Annotated in this window: 15 protein-coding genes; 4 read left to right on the forward strand and 11 right to left on the reverse strand. The window is 32.6% G+C overall.

From position 1 onward, the window contains the following. Positions 1-65: 65 nt before the first annotated feature. Positions 66-3,152 carry an amino acid adenylation domain-containing protein gene (locus RC62_RS15105; RefSeq protein WP_055096613.1) on the reverse strand — a complete coding sequence of 1,029 codons (3,087 nt, stop codon included), beginning with the start codon at positions 3,150-3,152 and terminating at the stop codon, positions 66-68. 296 nt (positions 3,153-3,448) lie between these two features. On the opposite strand from RC62_RS15105, the gene kdsB reads away from it, so the two are divergent. Next, positions 3,449-4,180, forward strand: a complete 732-nt coding sequence (gene kdsB / locus RC62_RS15110) for a 3-deoxy-manno-octulosonate cytidylyltransferase (protein ID WP_055096615.1) — start codon at positions 3,449-3,451, stop codon at positions 4,178-4,180. Between the two features lie 216 nt (positions 4,181-4,396). Here kdsB and RC62_RS15115 read toward each other — a convergent pair whose 3' ends face one another. From RC62_RS15115 to RC62_RS15135, 5 genes are all read right to left on the reverse strand, one after another. Then, positions 4,397-6,808, reverse strand: a complete 2,412-nt coding sequence (locus tag RC62_RS15115) for a thiamine pyrophosphate-dependent enzyme (RefSeq protein ID WP_055096617.1) — start codon at positions 6,806-6,808, stop codon at positions 4,397-4,399. Positions 6,809-6,995: 187 nt separating this feature from the next. Continuing rightward, entirely contained in the window at positions 6,996-9,746 is a 2,751-nt protein-coding gene (locus tag RC62_RS15120; protein ID WP_055096752.1) for a hypothetical protein, read from the reverse strand. A 301-nt stretch (positions 9,747-10,047) separates the two neighbouring features. Next, a complete protein-coding gene (locus RC62_RS15125; protein WP_055096620.1) occupies positions 10,048-10,776 on the reverse strand; it encodes a TIGR00730 family Rossman fold protein in 729 nt (242 codons plus the stop codon). Between the two features lie 232 nt (positions 10,777-11,008). After that, positions 11,009-11,368 (reverse strand): cupin domain-containing protein, encoded by a 360-nt coding sequence (locus RC62_RS15130; protein WP_055096622.1) that lies wholly within the window; start codon positions 11,366-11,368, stop codon positions 11,009-11,011. A 249-nt stretch (positions 11,369-11,617) separates the two neighbouring features. Continuing rightward, the gene (locus RC62_RS15135) at positions 11,618-11,953 is read right to left on the reverse strand and encodes a helix-turn-helix domain-containing protein (protein WP_055096625.1); all 336 of its coding nucleotides are present in this window, start codon (positions 11,951-11,953) and stop codon (positions 11,618-11,620) included. A 191-nt stretch (positions 11,954-12,144) separates the two neighbouring features. Here RC62_RS15135 and RC62_RS15140 point away from each other — a divergent pair, with 191 nt between their 5' ends. The 3 genes from RC62_RS15140 to RC62_RS15150 all read left to right on the forward strand — a co-directional run bounded on the left by RC62_RS15140 (position 12,145) and on the right by RC62_RS15150 (position 13,789). Then, complete coding sequence (locus tag RC62_RS15140; RefSeq protein WP_055096627.1) at positions 12,145-12,384, forward strand: hypothetical protein; 240 nt, start codon at positions 12,145-12,147, stop codon at positions 12,382-12,384. 68 nt (positions 12,385-12,452) lie between these two features. After that, positions 12,453-12,848, forward strand: coding sequence for a hypothetical protein (locus tag RC62_RS15145; protein ID WP_055096629.1), 396 nt, complete (start codon positions 12,453-12,455; stop codon positions 12,846-12,848). A 278-nt stretch (positions 12,849-13,126) separates the two neighbouring features. Continuing rightward, positions 13,127-13,789, forward strand: a complete 663-nt coding sequence (locus RC62_RS15150) for an ABC transporter ATP-binding protein (RefSeq protein WP_055096631.1) — start codon at positions 13,127-13,129, stop codon at positions 13,787-13,789. 70 nt (positions 13,790-13,859) lie between these two features. Here the strand turns inward: RC62_RS15150 and uvrA are convergent, their stop codons facing one another. The 5 genes from uvrA to RC62_RS15175 all read right to left on the reverse strand — a co-directional run bounded on the left by uvrA (position 13,860) and on the right by RC62_RS15175 (position 21,986). Beyond that, positions 13,860-16,691, reverse strand: a complete 2,832-nt coding sequence (gene uvrA, locus RC62_RS15155; protein WP_055096633.1) for an excinuclease ABC subunit UvrA — start codon at positions 16,689-16,691, stop codon at positions 13,860-13,862. A gap of 101 nt (positions 16,692-16,792) precedes the next feature. Continuing rightward, positions 16,793-17,746 (reverse strand): Fic family protein, encoded by a 954-nt coding sequence (locus RC62_RS15160; protein ID WP_055096635.1) that lies wholly within the window; start codon positions 17,744-17,746, stop codon positions 16,793-16,795. A gap of 63 nt (positions 17,747-17,809) precedes the next feature. Further along, positions 17,810-19,594 (reverse strand): chloride channel protein, encoded by a 1,785-nt coding sequence (locus RC62_RS15165; protein ID WP_055096637.1) that lies wholly within the window; start codon positions 19,592-19,594, stop codon positions 17,810-17,812. Positions 19,595-19,678: 84 nt separating this feature from the next. Continuing rightward, complete coding sequence (gene ggt / locus RC62_RS15170) at positions 19,679-21,361, reverse strand: gamma-glutamyltransferase (protein ID WP_055096640.1); 1,683 nt, start codon at positions 21,359-21,361, stop codon at positions 19,679-19,681. A 40-nt stretch (positions 21,362-21,401) separates the two neighbouring features. Continuing rightward, positions 21,402-21,986, reverse strand: coding sequence for an ACP phosphodiesterase (locus RC62_RS15175; protein WP_055096642.1), 585 nt, complete (start codon positions 21,984-21,986; stop codon positions 21,402-21,404). Positions 21,987-22,085: the final 99 nt, after the last annotated feature.

Raw genomic sequence — 22,085 nt, forward strand, 5'->3', positions numbered from 1 at the left:
ACTCAAGTTTCAGCTAATAATTATAAAAAATAAGGGATAATATTTTTGATATTATCCCTTATTTTTTACTGTTTCACCTCTTCAAAAACGCCCATAAATTCTAAGTAAGGCGTCATCAGGTTTTTATCAAATACAGGCGGAATCAAATTAGAATCGGCTAAAAAACGTTTTGTATTGCTTCGATCGTAATAATAGGTATTTTCATAAGCTTCTACCAGTGATTTGCCTTCATGTACATCTTCGGTAAACAAGCTGAGTAATGGATAAATAGGTAAATTGGTATCATACTTCCATTGATTAAGCCATTGATGATATTCCATCCCTTCTAAATCTACATTATAATATTCATTCATTTTTGAGCAAAAATCAGTCAGGGAAACATCATTTTCAGCCAAAGGAGAAAGATGGAAATTGAGTCCCACGGCTTCCTTTTTTTTACTGATATGCGTAATCGCTTTACACATATAATCTACTGTTGTTAATTCATCTTTTAGCCCCATAACAAGCGGAAATGATTTAAGCTGTACACAACTTCTTATTAATGCTCCCCACCATTGATTCATAACTGTAGCGCCAGAAGTGCTGTGACAAACGGCAAATCCTAATCTGAAATTTATAATAGGCAGACCTTTATTTTTTGCTTTTTCAGCAATGCTTTCCATTACCCATTTGGTTTTTATGTATCCTAAATCACGCGATACGGCATCCATATTTTGATCTATGGAATCATCTTCATACATCCATGTTTTTTTTGTAAAAGGTCTTCCCCAACTAAAAACTCCCATTGATGACAGCAAAACCAGATATTTTATTTTTTTGGTAACAGCAAGATCAATAACATTGTGCAAACCATCAATATTAGATTTTTTTATTAAAGGATATGGCTGTACATAACTTACGGAGCTTCCGGAATGGTAAATAACTTCAATGTTTTCTGTGATAAATAAGTAATTTTCTGTAGTCATCCCAAAAAGAGGCAATGACAAATCGCCAATCATAGCAATCACACGATCATGATTATCAGAGAGCCATGGAAGTTTAAATTTAGAAAAAGTTTCTTTAATTCGCTCTAATCCATCTTCCTGAGATTCAGCACGTACTAAGCAATAAATTTTTGCATTGGTATGAAGTAAAAGTTCTTCTAATAAATGTGATCCTACAAAACCTGTTACACCAGTCAAAAAAATGGAATTAGGATTTTTTAAAATTACCGGATCAGGAACTTCATTCACTGTAAAATCAATATGCAGTTCAGCATCATTTATTAATTCATTAGCCATTTCCTCGGCTTTCTTTTTTTGAGAAACTTCTGTTTCGAGCATCCGTTTTTCAACCTCTTTTACAAATGACGAAACGGTTGTAAAAATATAAAGTTCCGGCAGGCTGATGCGGTTTCGAATTGGCTCCGGAAGATTGATATGAAGTTGGGCGAGTAATAACGAATGACCGCCAAGTTCAAAAAAATCAGCATTATCTTGTATGACATTTAGGGATAATAAATCTTTCCAGATGTGTTTTACGATTTCTTTCAGATTATCATCTTTCCATTTAGGAACTGAATTGTTTTTGGTTTGATTTTCGGGAACTTCCAATATAGACTTATCGATTTTTCCGGCATGTGTCAATGGCATTTTGTCTATTACGATATATTTATCGGGTAACATATACGCAGGCATTATTTGCTGCAGCTTTGCCCTTATATTTTGTAAAGATTTTGCTTCATCATCTTTTGCCGTATGCAATTGAATGAAAGCAACTAAAACAGGCAGACCATTTTCTTTTTTCTGAACTTTTAATGCTGCTTGCGAAATTTGAGGAAGTTTTGAAATATGATGCTCAATTTCTGCCAGTTCGATTCTGTAACCTCTTATTTTGACCTGATCATCTTTTCGTCCGTAAAATTCCAGATTCCCATCTTCTCGTATTAAAACCATATCTCCCGTTTTATAGAGTGTATTTTTATGATTTACTAATTCTAAAAGCCATTTAGGAGTTTGTATAAATACATTTTTAGTATCTGCCGGACGATTTAGATAGCCAAGTGCCAATTGATCGCCGCCAATATAAAGTTCTCCAATAACACCTTTGTCTGAGGGATTTAAATTTTCATCTAAAACTAATAAATTGGCAAAAGGTATTGCTGTTCCAATAATTCTTGGGTTTACTTCGGTTTTAAACTCATAATTAGTAACCGCAACAGTTGCTTCTGTTGGTCCGTAACTGTTAATTAATCGAATTTTTTTATACCAGTTTTTTACAGTGTTTTCACTACATGCTTCACCGCCAATTGCTATTGTTTTAAGATTTCCAATTGTTCTGTTATGAGGAAGTGAGGCCAAAACCATAGGAGGCAGTAAAGGAACAGTATCAATATTATTATCTATGATAAAGTCTAAAAGAGGTTCTCCAACAATTTTATTATTTGGATATAAATAAATCGTAGCACCCTTGATTAATGGTGCCCAGATGTCTATTATTGCGGCATCAAAACTAGGAGATGCAAATTGAAGGGTTTTGTTTTCAGTAGATAAATTCAAAAAAGAAGCTTGAAATTGTACAAAGTTAGAAAACGACTGATGTCCAATAATGACTCCTTTTGGTATTCCTGTGCTCCCGGAAGTATAAATTATGTATGCCGGATTATCAGGCAAAATGGGAGTTAGAATGTTTTTATCTGATAATGCTTTAAATGAGTCAGTTTCGATCAATAAATCTATCGCAGTGAAAATAGTATGATCACTTTTGATTTTATCCAATAAAGTATCTATTGTAAGCATTAGGTCAATTTCCGAATCAGAAATCATCATATTTATTCTGGCTTGTGGTAAATCACCATCAATGGGTAAATAAGAAGCACCGGTTTTTAAAATAGCTAAAAATGCAATAATTCTGTTTAAGGATTGCGGAATACAAACGCCTACATTGCTCTTTGATTTGATATTATTATCCTTTAAATAACGCGCTAGCTGATTTGCTTTTTCATTAAGATTTTGATAAGTAATCTTTTGTGAACCATCAATTATCGCATTATTTTCAGGATAAAGTGCTGCGATTTGTTCAATAAGCTGTACAACATTTGTTTCCTGATTGTATGATCCATTTATAAACGAATCATTTTTGTCATGGTCAGTGATTTTAATTTTGTGTTTCATGGTATTTAAATTTAAGTTAGAGTGGGGTGTTTGTAATAATCTTAATTACAATTTGTTACGAGTATATTGTATTAAAATTCAGATAAAATTACTTAAAAAAAATCTTACAATTTGTAATTAAATTGATAAATTAGAAACATCAAATTGTAATTTAACAGATGTTTATAAAAAGGTCATTAAAAAAAGAGAAAAATGAAATTGGTGTATTAAAAAGAGCCAAAACCCATTGGTAATGTAAATTCTTTCAAACTTAATTTTGAATAGTTACATTTGTTTTACTTAAAAACAGAGTTAAAATGAAAATAATAGCGGTAATTCCGGCACGATATGCTTCTACACGTTTTCCTGCAAAACTGATGCAGGATTTAGGAGGGAAAACAGTAATTCTAAGAACTTATGAAGCGGCAGTTTCTACTAATTTGTTTGAGGATGTGTTTGTAGTAACAGATTCAGATTTGATATTCGATGAAATTGTTTCTAATGGCGGAAAAGCCATTATGAGTATAAAAGAACACGAATCAGGCAGCGATCGTATTGCCGAAGCTGTTATGGGCCTAGATGTTGATATTGTAGTAAATGTACAAGGTGATGAACCTTTTACTGAAGCAGGACCTTTAGAGCAGGTTTTATCAGTTTTTAAGAATGATGAAGATCGCAAGATTGATTTGGCTTCACTAATGCGCGAGATTACAGATGAAGACGAAATTAATAACCCAAATAATGTAAAAGTGGTTGTCGATCAATCACAGTTTGCTTTGTATTTTTCCCGTTCTGTGATACCGTATCCAAGAGATAAAGATGTTGGTGTGCGTTATTTTCAGCACATTGGAATTTATGCTTTTAGAAAACAGGCTTTATTAGATTTTTATAGCCTTCCGATGAAATCTTTAGAAGCTTCTGAAAAATTAGAACAGCTTCGTTATTTAGAATTCGGAAAACGCATCAAAATGGTCGAAACTACACATGTAGGTATTGGGATTGATACTGCAGAAGATTTAGAAAAAGCGAGAGCTATTTTGAAAGCTTAGTTTGCGTATAATGGCACGCGGATGAAATAGATTCACTATCGCTAAAGCGCGGATTTTTGTCATTTCGACTAACGAAGCAATCTCACTTGCTTTATCACGTCATATTTTGATAGTGTGGTTGCTTCGTTCTTCTCAATAACGTAATTTGCGTAAAAATAAAAAGCTTGTAAACAATTGTTTACAAGCTTTTTTATGTTCTAAAATCAATCTAAATTTTTAGTACAAACCAGGAAATTTAGAAGGATTTACTTCATTCATCATACTGTAAACTTTCTCAAAGATATCTTCGGCAGAAGGTTTAGAGAAATAATCACCATCAGTTCCGTAAGCTGGTCTGTGTGCTTTTGCAGCAAGAGTTTGCGGTTTACTGTCTAAATGGATGTAAGCATTTTGTTCCTCCAGGATTTGTTGCAAAATAAAAGCCGAAGCTCCACCAGGAACATCTTCGTCGATTACTAAAAGACGATTTGTTTTAGCGATACTTTTTACAATATCCTTATTAACATCAAAAGGAAGCAAAGACTGAATATCGATTACTTCACAATCAATTCCTAATTCAAGTAATTCATTTGCAGCTTGTTCAACTAATCTTAAAGTTGATCCGTAAGAAACCAATGTAATATCTGAACCTTCTTTCAGGGTTTCAACCACACCAATTGGTGTTTTGAATTCACCAAAATTCAAAGGTGTTTTTTCTTTTAAACGGTAACCATTTAAACATTCGATTACTAAAGCCGGTTCGTCAGTCTCTAAAAGAGCATTATAAAAACCTGCTGCTTGTGTCATGTTTCTTGGTACGAGAACGTGAATACCACGAACGGCATTAATAATCATTCCCATTGGAGAACCTGAATGCCAGATACCTTCAAGACGATGTCCGCGGGTTCTGATGATTAACGGTGCTTTTTGTTTCCCAACAGTTCTGTATTGCAATGTTGCCAAATCATCGCTCATGATTTGAATCGCATATAGTAAATAATCTAAATACTGAATCTCAGCAATTGGACGTAAACCTCTTAAAGCCATTCCAATTCCCTGACCAATAATAGTAGCTTCACGAATCCCAACATCGGCAACACGAAGTTCACCGTATTTTTCCTGCATGCCTTCAAGACCTTGGTTTACATCACCAATATTACCAACATCTTCACCAAAAATTAGTGTTTCAGGATATTTGGTAAATAAAGCGTCAAAGTTATCACGCAAAATCATTCGGCCATCTAAATCAGCTTTTGCATTATCAGCATATTCAGGAAGTACTTTTTCTACTGAAAAAACATTTAGATCTGAATCTGAATGTAAGTTACTGCTGAATCTTGGCTGCGTAATTTCGATATAATTGGTAATCCAATTAGATAATAAAACTTTGCTGTTTGGGACTTCGATAAAACGCAATATTTTTCTGGCGATTACCAGCATTTCCTTTTTTAGAGGAGATTTTATAGCGCTTAATTCAGAAATATATTTTTGAATTTTATCTTTATGGTTGATACTCGCACTTGAAATTTGCTCTAATAAAACCAAAAGATTTTTTTGATCTTCTATAATTGGGTTGATAAAAGAGTTCCAGGCTTCTTTTTTGGCTTCAAGAACTTCTTTTTTCAATTCGGCATCAATTTCAGCCAATTCTTCAGGCGATGCTATATTGATGGCGATCATCCATAAACGCATCTGACGAATACAATCAAAATCTCTTTCCCAAGCCAGTCTTTCTCCATTTTTGTAACGCTCATGAGAACCTGAAGTCGAGTGACCTTGTGGTTGTGTCAATTCGTTTACGTGAATTAAAACCGGAACGTGCTGCTCGCGGGCAACTGCTGCGGCTCTTTCGTAAGTTGAAACCAACTCTGCATAATCCCAGCCTCTTACTCTGAAAATTTCATACCCGTTTGCATCTTCATCACGTTGGTATCCTTTTAGGATTTCAGAAATATTTTCTTTAGTGGTTTGATGTCTGGCGTGAACAGATATTCCGTATTCATCATCCCAAACACTCATTACCATTGGTACTTGCAGAACTCCGGCAGCATTTATGGTTTCAAAAAATAAACCTTCAGATGTGCTTGCGTTTCCTATAGTTCCCCATGCAACTTCATTTCCGTTTACAGAAAACTTATCTTTAATGGTAATTCCGTCAACATTTCTGTAAATTTTAGAAGCCTGGGCTAATCCCAATAATCTTGGCATTTGTCCTGCTGTAGGCGATATATCTGCGCTTGAATTTTTTTGTTTTGTTAAGTCTTTCCAGGATCCGTCTTCGTTTAAACTGTGCGTTACAAAATGTCCGCCCATTTGTCTTCCGGCAGACATTGGATCGTATTCTAAATCAGTATGACCGTATAAACCTGCGAAAAATTGTTTAGGAGTAAGTTCACCAATCGCCATCATAAAAGTCTGATCGCGATAGTATCCGGAACGGAAATCCCCGTTTTTAAAAGCCTTTGCCATAGCAAGCTGCGGCACCTCTTTTCCGTCACCAAATATTCCAAATTTGGCTTTTCCTGTTAACACTTCTTTACGACCTAAAAGGCTACATTCACGGCTAGTTACTGCAATTTTGTAGTCATTCAATACCTCAGTTTTGAAATCTTCAAATGTTAATGTAGTATTGCTTTTTTCTTTTATCATAATCTTTAGTGGTCATGTTAGACTGCAAAATTACTTAAAAACAATCAATAATCATAATTCTTTAAAATAAATATAATTTAATTATATGTATTTAAAATCAAAAAACTACGTATATTTTTTGAGTTATTTTTATGTAAAAATGTAATTAACTGATAATAATGTATGTTTTTCTTTAAAATTTATTCAATTAAAACCATTTTCTAGTAAAAAGATTGAGTAATGTTTTTGGTGATAAAGTGATCACAAATCGTATTTTTTCGTTGTACTTATTTTGAGAAATTTCCCATCCATTATTAGAATAGACCGGGAAGTAAAGTTCGAAATAATCGGGAACCAGATTTAATCTGATACCGCTATCATATACAAAGTTCTCTGCTTGATGTTTGTTTTTCAAAAAACCAATATCGCCATAAACCTCAATCCAGTTCCAGATCGAATAACTGGCATTTAATGTTGTCATCCATTGATTGGCATATGCTGGTTCCAGTTTTGATTTAAAGCCGCCTTCAGCCATGATATATTGCTGACTAAAAAAACCGGTGCTTTCTGATCGTCCGTAAAAATTATAATCAAACATATAATCCGTTGGACGGTCTAAACCAAAACTAAAATAATCTGAATTTGTTGTGTTATACAAAAAGCTTCCTGCATATAATCTTGCATTTAGTTTATGATTGTTTTCAAATAATCTGCGATATTCAATTTCTCCGGCAATTTTCCCAAAATTTCCACCAAACTGAAGATCAGTCATGAAATTAAAGTGATCAATTAATTCTGTTTTAGTATTCGAATATCGTGCATTAAACACAGAATAATTTGGTTTTGAGTTATCCGTTATATATTCACTTGCTTCACGATTTACAATTACCTGGCGAAACATAAAAAATTGTTTTCGATTGTCCCTGAAATTTTCTTCCCTAATTTTAAACTGAACCATTGGGTTTAATCTTAAATAAGTAGCATCCGGGGCGTAGTGAAAATAATTTTGACTAATAGAATATCGCACATTATAAAGCGTACTGTTTCTATAATATTCATTCCATACAAAAGCAGATGAACCAGAAATTGTTCCTGCTTTTAGAGAATAGGCAGGATTAATGTCGAACGTAAATGGTTTGTCAAGAATAGTTTTATTGTGAAAACGTACTCCCGGCGTAAAACCATCATAATAATTATAAGTTAAAGTAGGAATGTATAAAATCTGGTTGTAATACGGATCCTCAAGATCTTTTGCAAAATTAAACTTAACAGGACGATTGGTTATTGCCAGACTTTTTAATGATTTCCAGTTGTTTCTCAAGTTATATTCAGGAACTTCATTATCGTAGTTCAAAACAATTTTATCCGCGCTTTTTCGGTCGAATTCATAAATTGAATCCGTGTTTTTAGGCTCAATCCACTTTTTAAAAACAATTTCTTTTTTCTTAAGACCATAAACCGGAATAGGAGCGTAGACATTCGTTTTGCTTTTTACTGAAAATTGAACGCTGTCTTTTGTTCTCGAAACATTCGAAAATTTATAATCAATTATTTCTCTGGAATCTATAATGGTATTAAAAAACCAATCGATATTTTTTGAACTGTTTTTCGTTAATATTTTTTCAAAATTATAACGATTTGTCTGTTCAGTTTTATTCAGGGTATAAAATTCCTGTACACTTTCAGGAACAATATTATGATCCAGATAATCGTCTAAATAACTCAGACTTAAACCTGCACGATATTTACTGGCAATTTGTTCGTTGAATTTTATTAAAGTATTTTTTGAATCTCCTAGTGGCTGATCAAGGTTTTTTCTGGCCATCAGCATATAATAATAGCTGTATTGCTCATTAAAAGTAAGATTGGTTATGTTGTAACTTTTAAAGATTTTCATGTTTGAAAGTCTTCCAAGCATTTTTTGATCCTGATGGTTTTCCTCCATGTATTTCATCATGGCATAAATCTGGATTCCGTCATAAACCCAATTATCTTTTCTGGGATCTAATCGCAAACTATTTTTCAAATAATTATTCAGATACGTTTTTAAAAAAGTGATTTCGAAGATAAAATCATCAGAAAACGGACTGATAAAAGAAGGCAATTGATTCAATCCATAAAACGGATTCCTATCATAATCAGTTTGAGAAACCGTGATTTTTTTATGCGGATATTTACCAATAAAAGCACTCGCAAAACTCACCACATGATTAATGATAATTGCTTTTTGAATTTCGCTTATCTTTTTATTTTTAAGATTTGTAAGTACTTCTAAAGAACCATTTTCATAACTTCTAAAACTATTTTGCTTTTCGATGAAAAAATTGAAATCGGTTCTGTTGTTACCTGTAAAAGAATAGGTAATAAAAGAAGGGTCAGTTTCTTGCTTCGAAACTAAATTCAAATCAGTAGTAATCGAATATACAGTAGGAATGCTGATACTCACTTCATAATCAGTACTTGCATTCGCAATATCATCTAAATTAAAGTTGTTAGATTGTGTAAAATGATCATTCTCAAAACGTGCAGGACTCAAAAACCAATTTTTAAGGTTCATTCCGCCATTCTGATCAAAACCATAACGCGTAAATTTATCACTTGGAATTTTAGAAATATAAGTTAAATGCAAATTAATTTTTTCGCCCGGAGCTAATTTTCTGTTCAGTTTTACCACAACAAGATCAGGGTTTTTTGTGGTTCTTTCCCATTCAAGTGCGCTATAATCTGAATCAGTCAGATTCAATATCGTTGTATTTCCTCTTTCTGCAGCTTTCGCTAAGTGAAAACCTCTATAAAACTCATCAGAAAATCTTTTCGCTAACGGCGTATTTTTGTCAGAGAATGCATTATTCCAATCATTTAAAACAATCCAAACCAAAGAATCGTTAGAAGTATTGTAATAGGTTATATCCTGTTTGACATTCAGTGTTTTGAGTTCAAGATTGACCGCCACTTCCATCTTAGACTGATGTTGCGCATATTGTTTTAATGAACTCATTAAGACAAAAACGAAGAATATAATTTTATAAAGTATTTTCAATGATTGCTTTGGATAATTAACGGTATAATGTAAGGTACGAATCTAAAGTTGTTTTGGTTTGCTGTAAAAATAGCATAAAAAAAGCTGTTTTAAAAAACAGCTTTAATTTTTTGTAATACTTAACGTATTTAACCATGAAATAGATAGAAGGTTATATTATTTTAAAGTATACTTAACTCCAATTTAAATTTGCTTATCGCTTTTCTGGTTTTATGTATTTTTAGAAATTTGGACTTAAATCATATTTCTTGTAGAATTTATCTAATACATCAACAACTTCATCTTCAGTATCTACGATTTTAAATAAGTTTAAATCTTCCGGACTTACTGTTTGCATTTTTTCAACCAAAACTGTTTTTACCCATTCGATTAGGCCAGACCAGAATTCAACACCCACCAATATAATAGGGAATTTTCCAATTTTTTTAGTCTGAATCAATGTAATCGCCTCAAACATTTCGTCTAAAGTTCCAAAACCTCCCGGCATCACCACAAAACCTTGTGAATATTTTACGAACATTACTTTTCTCACAAAGAAATAATCGAAATTCAGGTTTTTATCGTGATCGATATAAGGATTAAAGTGTTGTTCAAAAGGCAATTCGATGTTTAAACCAACAGAAATTCCACCGCCTAAATGTGCACCTTTATTACCAGCTTCCATGATTCCGGGACCACCTCCTGTGATCACACCGTAACCAGCTTTACTGATTTTGTAAGCAATTTTTTCTGCCAATAAATAGTATTTATCATCTGGTTTTGTTCTCGCCGATCCAAAAATAGATACACACGGACCAATACGTCCCATGCTTTCATAACCGTTTACAAATTCGGCCATGATTTTAAAAATCGCCCAGCTATCGTTTGTTCTAATTTCATTCCACGTTTTTTGTTTCAAACGATCCTGAATTACTTTATCCTCATCATTATCAAAATCTTCTAATCTCATTTTAGGTATTTTAATTATTTATATTTTTTATTTCTAGCTGTGTCGTTTTTGTTATTCTCATCCTGTGTGTACTCGGAGGTAGGAGCTTAATCCTGCTGTCCGTTATATTCCCGATAAACAAAAACTACAGCTAAAAAGCCTTGTTTTTCTAATCGGGAGATGCCGCTCCCATCAGGGCTAGGGCAGCAGTTTTCAATTGAAGCATTAGTTTATAAAAGGAAGAATTCTTTATTTAATACGTTTGTTCTTCAATTGATTTCGTAATGTTGCTTTTAACTTTTCCGGTATGTTCTGTAGTTTTAGATTCAATCAGCATTATTGAACATTCTTCAACCGATGAAACCCTGTGATTTATACCTTTTTTGACAACAAATAAATCACCCTTTTTCATGGTGAATGATGGTTTGTTTTCAATTTCCATTAAAAGTTCACCGTCGACAATGTAAAATAACTCATCTTCATTCTCATGATTATGCCACGGCACTTCCTGACCTTTTATTTTAGCCACTTTAATGTATTGATCATTTACTTCATCAATTATTTTAGGTGAAAAATATTGGTCTACGCTATCGAATTTATCTTTTAGATTCATAGATTTTTATCCTGCTATTTGTCAAAATCAAAACTTTGGCAAAAAGGGCGTACTAAATTAGTTCTTTTTTTGAGATTTGTTACAGAAATGGGGATTTATTAATTTAAATGTAATATTTATAATTATTTTGTTTATTTAATGTTTCGCTATCAGTTGATTATAAATTTTATTGATTTTTTTTTCATAAAATTTATAATCATTATTAATGATCTTTTATAGATTACAACTTGGCTTTTATATTAAGATCATTCATTTAGTAGTGTTATTTTTTAATAAGTATATTAATTTATTAGATAATTCTTGTGCCTCTTTAATCGAAATTTTAATTATAATCTCAATTGTATTTTTAAATTTATTTTCTTCATTTTTATTATCTGTCTGATAATTTTCTATATCACTTTCATAAATTTCGTCTACAGATACTTGTAATAATTTGGCCATTTTTATCCATTCTGCATCAGAAATTTTTATATGGCCCTGCTCTCGTCTATTATATTGTGATTGATCCATAAATAAAAGTTCAGCAAATTGTACCTGAGATATTTTCTTTTCCTTTCTTTTTGCTTTCAATTTATATTTTAACATATTTTATAATTGTATAGTTCATGACTAAATTATAAAAATATTTAATATTTGTAGGTTGTTACTTCGATTTTTAAGATAATTCACATAATTTTTCTTATATTCACATTTATTTTAAGGTTAATAATTGTAATATTTGTACTATAAAAATTCGCGATTTTTTTGAACAATTAATTAATTTAAAATTTATTAAAATGAAAAAAAAAATTTATTCAGTCATATTAGTTATGGCATTTGTAAGTGTTTCATTTGCAGGTACAAAAGAAAAGAAATCTATTTTAAAATCAATTCAGAATGTTGAAATGTCATTAGAAGAAAGTAGTGTTGAAAATACTATTACTAAAGAAGCTGATGTTGAAATATTTTATACAGATTTTGCAGGATTTGTCTGCTGGTTAATGGGAGGTCATTGTCAACCAGTTGAAACAAAATAGTATAAGTTATACAGCTACAATTTATTTGTAGCTGTATTTTTAATTATAACTAAGATTTATAAATATAAATGAAAAAAGTAATTTATTTATTGTTCATTATTCTAAGTCAATATAATGTTTATTCGCAAAATCAAGACATTTTTGGCAGATGGAATAATGTTGAAAGAGAAGCAAATATAAGTGCTATAGAATTTAAATCTGATAATATTGCAATTTTATTTCAGGGAGAAAACACTTCTCCTTTTTTTAATTTTACTTTAGATAATGGTAAGAACCCTATATGGATTGATATGTTAGGTGAAAAAGATGGAGTGCAAGTTGAAATATTTGGATTATTAGAATTTATAGATTCAGATAAGATAAAAATTGAAATGTTTAATCATATTTATAAAGGTCATCCTGATAAATTCTCATCACAAGAATCATCAATGAGTCAAGTGTATATATTAAATCGTGTAAAATAGATGATACGAATTGTGCTTAAATATTATTGTGACGTCAATTTTTTTAACCTAATTTATTCTCTCGTTTTAGGTTTGTTATTTTTTAATTTCTTTTATATACCAATCATTTTTTCAAGCATAGGAACGATTTTAGGTATTTTTAGTTTTAAATATTTTTATAATAATGAATATTACTTTTATCACAATTTAGGCTTTACTAAAAAGAAATTGAACTTGACAGTTTTCTTTTTAAATGTTTTTATATCGATTATTGTTCTCATAATTTATAATCTATTAAAATGAATATTTTAGAAATTAAAAATTTGAATAAATCTTTCAAGAATAAACAAGTTTTAAAAAATTTATCATTTCAATTCTGCACTGGAGAAACCACTGTAATCTTTGGAAGAAATGGTAGTGGTAAATCAACTCTTTTAAAACTAATATACGGATCATTAAAACCAGATACTTTAGAATTAATGATAAATGGAGAATTACTAAAAGAAAACAATGTTGTCTTAGATAATCGAATTGGTTATTTACCACAAGAAAATTTCTTACCTAAACAATTTAAAGTTTCAGAAATAATATCAATGTATTTTAATAATGGGGAAAAACAAGATAAAATATTTTATGCTCCTAGGATTAATAATATACAGAATCGTAAAATTGGACAATTATCCATGGGGGAGAGAAGATATTTTGAGATTATTCTACTAGGTAATTTAAATCATAAATTTTTGCTATTAGATGAACCATTCTCAATGGTTGAGCCACTTTTTGTTGAAATAATAAAAGACTTTTTAAATACTTTGAAACAAACTAAGGGAATTATTTTAACCGATCATTATTATGAAGATGTAATGCAGATTGCGGATAAGATATTTTTGATAGTGAATGGTAATAAAATCCAGATCAATTCTAAAACTGATCTGATTAAATATGGTTATTTGACACATTAGAAAAGATTGAGATAGAAATACCTTTGCCAAAGTTTAAAACTGTGACAAAGGTATTAGTACCAATGGCTTTCTATTCCAATTCTTTTTTCAAAAACTTAGCTGTATAGCTTTTTTTATTTTTTGCCACTTCTTCAGGAGTTCCTTTGGCAATCAATTGCCCGCCGCCTTTTCCGCCTTCAGGACCAATATCTATAATATAATCGGCAAGTTTTATAACATCCATATTGTGTTCAATAACCAGGATTGTATTTCCTTTATCGACCAATTTATTTATTACATCCATTAGAACACGAATATCTTCAAAATGCAATCCCGTTGTAGGTTCGTCAAGAATGTAAAAAGTATTTCCGGTATCTTTTTTAGATAATTCTCCGGCAAGTTTTATACGTTGCGCTTCACCACCAGATAGAGTTGTACTTTGTTGACCAAGTGTAATGTAACCTAAACCAACATCCTGAATTGTTTTTACTTTTCTATAGATTTTCGGGATATTTTCAAAAAACGGAACAGCTTCATCAACTGTCATATTCAATACGTCTGAAATAGATTTTCCTTTGTATCGAATCTCTAATGTTTCTCTGTTGAAACGTTTTCCCTGACAGGTTTCACATTCTACATAAACGTCTGGAAGAAAGTTCATTTCAATAGTTCTGACTCCTGAACCTTCACAGGTTTCGCAACGCCCTCCTTTTACATTAAAGCTAAAACGTCCTGCTTTATAACCACGAATCATACTTTCTGAAGTCATGGTAAACAGGTTTCTGATTTCGGTAAAAACCTCTGTATAAGTCGCTGGATTCGAACGTGGTGTTCTCCCAATCGGACTTTGGTCAATGTCAATTACTTTATCGATATGTTCAAGACCTTCAATTTTTTTATAAGGTTGTGGTTTTTTTACACCATTAAAATAATACGCATTCAAAATAGGGTAGAGTGTCTCATTGATCAAAGTCGATTTTCCACTTCCTGAAACTCCGGTAACGCAAATCAATTGACCTAAAGGCAATTCGATAGAAACATTTTTAAGGTTGTTTCCTGTAGCTCCGGTTAGTTTTAAGAACTTTCCGTTTCCTTTACGACGTTCTTTCGGAATCTCTAATTTCATTTTACCATTAAGATACTGAGCAGTAATAGTGTCTGATTTTAAAGTTTCTGCCGGAGTTCCAATACTAATGATTTCTCCTCCGTATTTTCCAGCTTTTGGTCCAATATCAATTACATAATCTGCACGTTCAATCATATCTTTATCGTGTTCTACCACAATAACAGAGTTCCCGATGTCACGTAATTGCTCTAAGGAATGAATCAGTTTTTCGTTGTCTCGTTGGTGTAAACCAATACTTGGTTCATCCAGAATATATAAAACACCAACCAGTTGTGAACCAATTTGTGTGGCTAGACGGATACGCTGTGCTTCACCACCTGAAAGTGATTTTGAACTTCGGCTTAAAGCCAAATAATTTAAACCAACATTCATCAAAAAGTTCAAACGGTCTTTGATTTCCTTAACTACTTCTGAAGCAATCAAAAGCTGTTTGTCTGATAAATGTTTATTTAAGTCCTGAAACCAGATTGTTAAATCAGAGATATCCATATCACACAATTCAACAATATTTTTGCTGTTGATTTTGAAGAATAAAGCTTCTTTCTTTAAGCGTGAACCATCACAAACCGGACAATTTACTTCATCCATGAAGTCTTTTGCCCAACGTTTTATAGTTGTTGAGGCACTTTCATCATATTGATTTTTTATGAAATGTGAAATTCCTTCAAAATCTATTTTATAATCTCGTGTTACGCCTAAATCTTTTGAGTTTACAGTGAATTTATCTTTTCCACCATGTAAAATCATGTTCATCGCTTCTTCAGGAATCTTCTCGATTGGATCTGTTATCTTAAAGTTGAATTTTTCTCCAATAACTTCTAATTGTTTAAAAATCCATGATGATTTATATTCACCAAGCGGAGCAAAACCACCACCTTTAATTGATAATTTAGGATTTGGAATAATTTTTTTCACATTTATTTCGTGTACAGTTCCCAATCCGTTACAATGCGGACAAGCTCCTTTTGGAGAGTTAAACGAAAATAAATTAGGTTCAGGGTTCTGATATGATATTCCGGTTGAAGGGCACATTAAGTTTCTACTGAAAAAACGGACTTCATTGGTATCCTGATCTAAAATCATGAGAACATTTTCGCCATGATGCATGGCAGTATTGATACTTTCTGATAATCGTTTTTGATTTTCTTCAGTATCTTCAATCAACATTCTGTCGACTACAATTTCGATATCATGGGTTTTGTAACGGTCCAGTTTCATTCCTGTAACTAAATCCTGCACTTCACCATTTACACGAACTTTAAGGAAACCTTGTTTGGTAATTTGCTGGAATAACTCAGCATAATGACCTTTTCTCGCTCTGATAATTGGAGCCAGAATATTGATGCGCTTTCCTTTAAAATCCTCGATAATCAAATCTTTAATTTGTTCATCAGAATATGAAACCATTTTTTCGCCTGTGTTGTAGCTGTAAGCATCAGCACCACGCGCATAAAGAAGTCTCAGGAAATCGTATATTTCTGTAATTGTTCCAACAGTAGAACGCGGACTTTTGCTGGTTGTTTTTTGTTCGATCGCAATTACTGGCGAAAGCCCGTCGATTTTATCCACATCAGGACGTTCTAAGCCACCCAGAAACTGTCTGGCATAAGCCGAAAAAGTTTCTACATAGCGACGTTGTCCTTCAGCATAAATGGTATCAAATGCCAAAGAGGATTTTCCCGAACCCGATAAACCGGTAATAACTACCAGTTTTTCACGCGGAATAGAAATGTCTATATTTTTTAGATTATGAACTCTTGCACCAAGAACTTCAATAGTATTGTCTTTTTCTAACATAATTTTGAGCAAAACGCAAAGTTACCACTTTGATTTGTTCTTTTAGTACTAGACTACAAAACTTTATGTTACAATTAGTAACAAAATTACGCTAGCCTAAACTAGCGTTTTCTTTTTCTGGTTGCAATATATTCTTCAATCGCTTCTTTGGTTGTATACCAGTTTCGGCCTTCTTTATAAGCGTCAATTTTTCCGGTTCTGGCTAATAAACTCACGTATTCCTGGCCATAAGGGGTTTCAGGCCCGCTCACTATGTTTATTATTGGCTGATAGTCATAGCTGCTTCCCGGCATTGCGCTCAAATAAATATTAAGTGTTCTTTCAAGTGCCTGGCACATCAGGAGTATTAATTTTTGATAATTGCCATTATTTGCTTGATTTAAAGCTTCATAATATTTTTTTCTGTCATTTTTTAAGATAATAGCTGGCGGAAAACCACAACGCATCAGTATTAAGTTCATGCTTAAACGAACGGTACGTCCATTTCCATCAAAAAAAGGATGAATCCAGACTAATTTATGATGATAAATTGTAGCCAGTTCAATGTCATTTAATCCTAACGGATTTGTATTGACAAAATCAATTAATTCATCCAGATAATCAGAAACTTTATTAGCGTTTGGAGGCATAAAATTAGCTCCTGAGATACGAACTCCGCCATTTCTTAAACGTCCTGCAAAATCATCTTCGATAGAACGTAAAACCAATCCGTGTATCGAAAGAATGTCAATACTTCGCAGGTTGTAATTATCATTTACAATCGAGTATAAATAATCAATTGCTTTATCGTGATTGTGGGTTTCAAAATGCTCCCGAAGCGATTTTCCTTTTATGGTCATACCTTCCTGAATGACCATTTGGGTTTCACGCAGGCTCATGGTATTTCCTTCAATGCTGTTTGAATTGTAGGTCCATTCAAGCGATAAACTTTCGCGGATTTTGTGCAGGGCGATATTGGGCAATGGTCTGCTGTTTTGCAAATCAAGCCTTTTTTGATACAATCGATCAAATGTTGATTGAAATTCTTCTCTATATCTTAAGTCTATATTCCACATAATACCACAAAGGTACTTCTTATTATCGGATATTGTATTTTTTTAACTTATCCGATATTAAGCTTATTCAATTGTCATGGAACGCAATTTGGTTCTATAGGCTTCAAGTGCTATAGATTTTGAGATAAAGCCAAAATATTTATCATTACGTATAACCGGAAGAAATGCTGATTTTGATTTTTCGAATTTGCTCATTACAATTTCCATGCTGTCATCAGATGAAATTGTTGCGGCAGGCGTTTTCATAACATCTTTGATCAAAGTGTATTTGACACGATAATTATTAAAGATTATTTCTCTGATATCATTAAAATGCACGACTCCAACTAGTTCTTTTTCATTGTTTACAACAGCAAAAACCACTTGGTTTGAATGCGAAATTAAATCAACTAATTTACTCAGGTTTTCATCCGGATGAACAGTTAAATAATCACATTGTATAATCGTATCAATATCTAAAGTAGATAAAATATTAGAATCTTTATTGCTTGTAAAAGCGTGACCTTTTTTAGCCAGACCTTTTACATCAAGAGAATATTTCTCAAAACGTTTAGAGATTGCGAAACTTATTGATGAAACTATCATAAGCGGAATCATCAGGCTGTAACCACCAGTAATTTCGGCAATTAAGAAAATCGCTGTTAGAGGCGCATGAAATAATCCGCTCAAAATACCCGCCATTCCCACCATGGTAAAATTGCTGATGGGTAGTTTTGATAAACCAATAAGACTTATAAATTTAGAGAAAAAATAACCCAGATAAGATCCTAAAAATAAGGATGGGGCAAAATTACCTCCGTTTCCACCACTTCCAAGCGTTAATCCGGAAGCAAATACTTTTACCATCATTGTGCATCCAACAAAAAGCAGCAAAACCCATTGGTTATTTCTGAAATCTGCAAATAATGTATTGTCTAATAATTTTCCGGGATCACTTTCAGATAGTGTTTTAATGCTTTCATATCCCTCTCCAAAAAGTGTTGGAAATATAAAGATAAGTAATGCCAGTAATGAAGAACCAATTAATGCTTTTTTATAAGGGCCTACTTTTAAATTAGAAAAATAATGCTCAACCCTTTGAAAATTTCGGGCATAGTAAACGGCTATAAATCCGGTTAATATTCCCAATAGAATATAAAACGGAATATTATGATAATTAAAAGCTTCTTGCTTTTTGAAAGACAATAAAATAGTTTCATCCAGAAGAATAGCAGAAACCAAAGCGCCGGTAGCCGCAGAAATCATAATAGGAGTAAAGGCAGAAATGCTTACATCTACCAATAAAACTTCAATGGCAAAAAGTACACCGGCAATTGGGGCATTAAAAGCAGCAGATATTCCTGCAGCAACGCCACAACCAATAAGTAAAGTTCTGTCTTTGTAGGCTAATTTATAATTTTGAGCATAATTAGATCCAAAAGCAGCTCCGGTAATTACAATTGGACTTTCTAAACCCGCAGAACCTCCTAATCCTACCGTAAGTGAGCTGGTAACGATTTGGGCATACATTTGCTTTTTCGGAATTATACTTGCTTTTTTTGCAACGGCATATAAAATTTGGGATGTTCCTTTTTGAATTGTTCCGTTCAGTACTTTTTTAATGACAAAAACAGTTAATAAAATACCAATTATAGGCAAAATACTGTTGATGAAACTCAATTTCAAAATTCCGTTGATGTAAGTTGCAAAGGAGAAAACACTATGAGCAAATGTTTTTAAAACAATTACAGCAAGTGCGCAGGAAATACCAACGAGAACGCTTGATAAAAAAATAAATTGCTTTGGCGTCAATATTGATTGAGCCAAAGCAATAATACTTTCAAGTCTTCGAAAAAGTTTTCTTAACATTATGTTTTTAAAAAGTTAGGGATATTACAAATTTAGCTCTAACATTCGAATTTTTATAATCTTTCACTATAAATCTTTTAAATTTTAGAAACCAACTGCCGTATCATCACCTCGAAAATCGGCTCCTCCTTCGAGAGTATTGTCTGGTAAAACCAAGATACAATCCAGTTTACCAATCACAGGAGTATTTTTTTCATTGATTAGATATCCTTTTGCTTTTAGCTTATTTATGGTGTTTGTGTCGAAAGCATTTGGTTCGAAATTGATTAAATCCGGTAACCACTGATGGTGAAAACGCGGTGCATTTACAGCTTCCTGCATGCTTAATTTGTATTCATAAACATTTAAAACAGCTTGTAATACAGTGGTAATAATGGTTGAACCGCCCGGAGAACCTACCACCATAAATAATTTTCCGTTTTTTTCTACAATTGTTGGGGTCATCGAACTTAGCATTCTTTTTTGAGGTGCGATGCTATTGGCTTCGTTTCCTACCAGACCAAACATATTAGGAGATCCTGGTTTAGCACTAAAATCATCCATTTCGTTATTCAAAAAGAAACCTAATTCATCACAATAATATTTTGATCCGTAACCGTCATTAAGAGTTGTTGTTGCAGCAACAGCATTTCCTTGTGCGTCTATAATAGAATAATGAGTAGTTTCTGTGCTTTCATTAAAATTGACTTTTCCTTCTTTTATTTCTGATGATAAACTGGCTTTATTTACATCAAAACTTGACATTCTCTCTTTTAAATAAGAATCAGATAGTAATCCGTTAATAGGGATCTTTACAAAATCAGGATCTCCTAAAAACTGACTTCTATCAGCATAAGCTCTTCTTTCTGCTTCTACAATGACCTGAATAGATTCCTCAGTATTATGTCCCATTTTGGCTAAATCATAAGGAGCAATCATTTTCATGATTTGTGCCAGACAAATTCCGCCGCTGCTTGGAGGTGACATCGAAGTGATTTTTAGATCCTTATAATTAAACTGTAATGGTTTACGCCATTTAGCTTCATATTTTTCCAGATCTTTGAGAGTAATAATTCCCCCTTTTTTCTGAATATAGTCAACCAATATTTTACCTGTTTCACCTTTATAAAATTCGTTTCTTCCATTTTTTGCAATTCTTTTTAATGTATTGGCAAGCGCAGGATATTTTATGGTATCTTTTTCTTTAAAATCACCTGCTAAAAGTGTGTTTGGTCCATTTATTTTTACAATGACATCATGATAATCCTGAAGTCTTTTTTCTTGTTTTTTGGTTACAATTACGCCTCTTTCTGCTAAAGCTATAACGGGTTTTAAGATTTCAGATATTGGTAATGAACCGAGTTTTTTGTGTACAGCAAAAACTCCGGCAATAGTTCCCGGAACGCCAATTGCCAAAGCCGTTTCAGTACTTTTACCTTTAATAACATTTCCGTCTTTATCAAGAAACATGTCTTTTGTTGCTTTCAATGGTGCTTTTTCACGATAATCTAAAGAGCCAATTTCTCCATTCGCTTTTCGATATACCATAAATCCGCCGCCGCCAATATTTCCGGCATAAGGATAAGCGACTGCAAGGGCAAGTTCTGTGGCAATCATAGCATCAAAAGCATTTCCGCCTTTTTGTATGATTTCTGCACCTACCTTCGAAGCTTCCTGACGAGCAGAAACAACCATTGCTTTTGTTGTGACTAATCCGGTTGGTTTTGCAGTTTGTTGTGCGAAACTATAAATTGAAATAAAGCTGAGTAATAGTGCTATTTTTTTCATGAAAGCAATTGTAATTTAATTTTATAAAATCTAACTGATTTTATAAAGTGAGTAATTTTTGTTTGGAGTGTTCCTTAATATCTTCAAAAAAGAGCGTAAATTCCTGTTCAAATTCCGGATAAAATTCTACAAGTTCTTCACTGGCAAACTGCATTTTTGATATGTTTTTTGATCTTCGGTCCATTTGGGTCAGAATCTGATGTATTCCTTCGACAGTCTGATAACTCAAAAGCCAGTTTCTTTCGATCATATAAGGCATTAAGTTTTGGGTTTTTTCGGTCAGGATATCGTAATTTTCGTGTAGTGACTTATAAAATCGGTTTATAAAATCTTCCAGTTTTTCATCAGAATATTTTGTCCAGTTTTTGGCTAGAAAGTGATCATAAACGATATCGACAATTACGCCTGCATAATGATGGTATTTTTCGTGCAATCGCTTGGTGCTTTGTCTAAAAACATCATGCGAATCAGTATATGTATCGATAGAACGATGTAATATTATGCCTTTTTGTACTTCTTCAGGAAAATGTTCAAACTGTTTCCCCCGAATTCCATCGGCCATAAAATTACCAATCTTGATTAAATCATTGTCTCCGGACAAATAGATGTGGGCTAGGAAATTCATTTTTTTTAAGTTGCTAAGGTTCTGAGTAACTATCCCGAAGCTTCGGGACCAAGTTATCACTTATAAAAGTGTATGCTTTTTAGAGTTACTAAGATTCCA

The sequence above is a fragment of the Flavobacterium aquidurense genome (genome assembly GCF_001404985.1).
In the GTDB taxonomy this organism is placed as follows: domain Bacteria; phylum Bacteroidota; class Bacteroidia; order Flavobacteriales; family Flavobacteriaceae; genus Flavobacterium; species Flavobacterium aquidurense_B.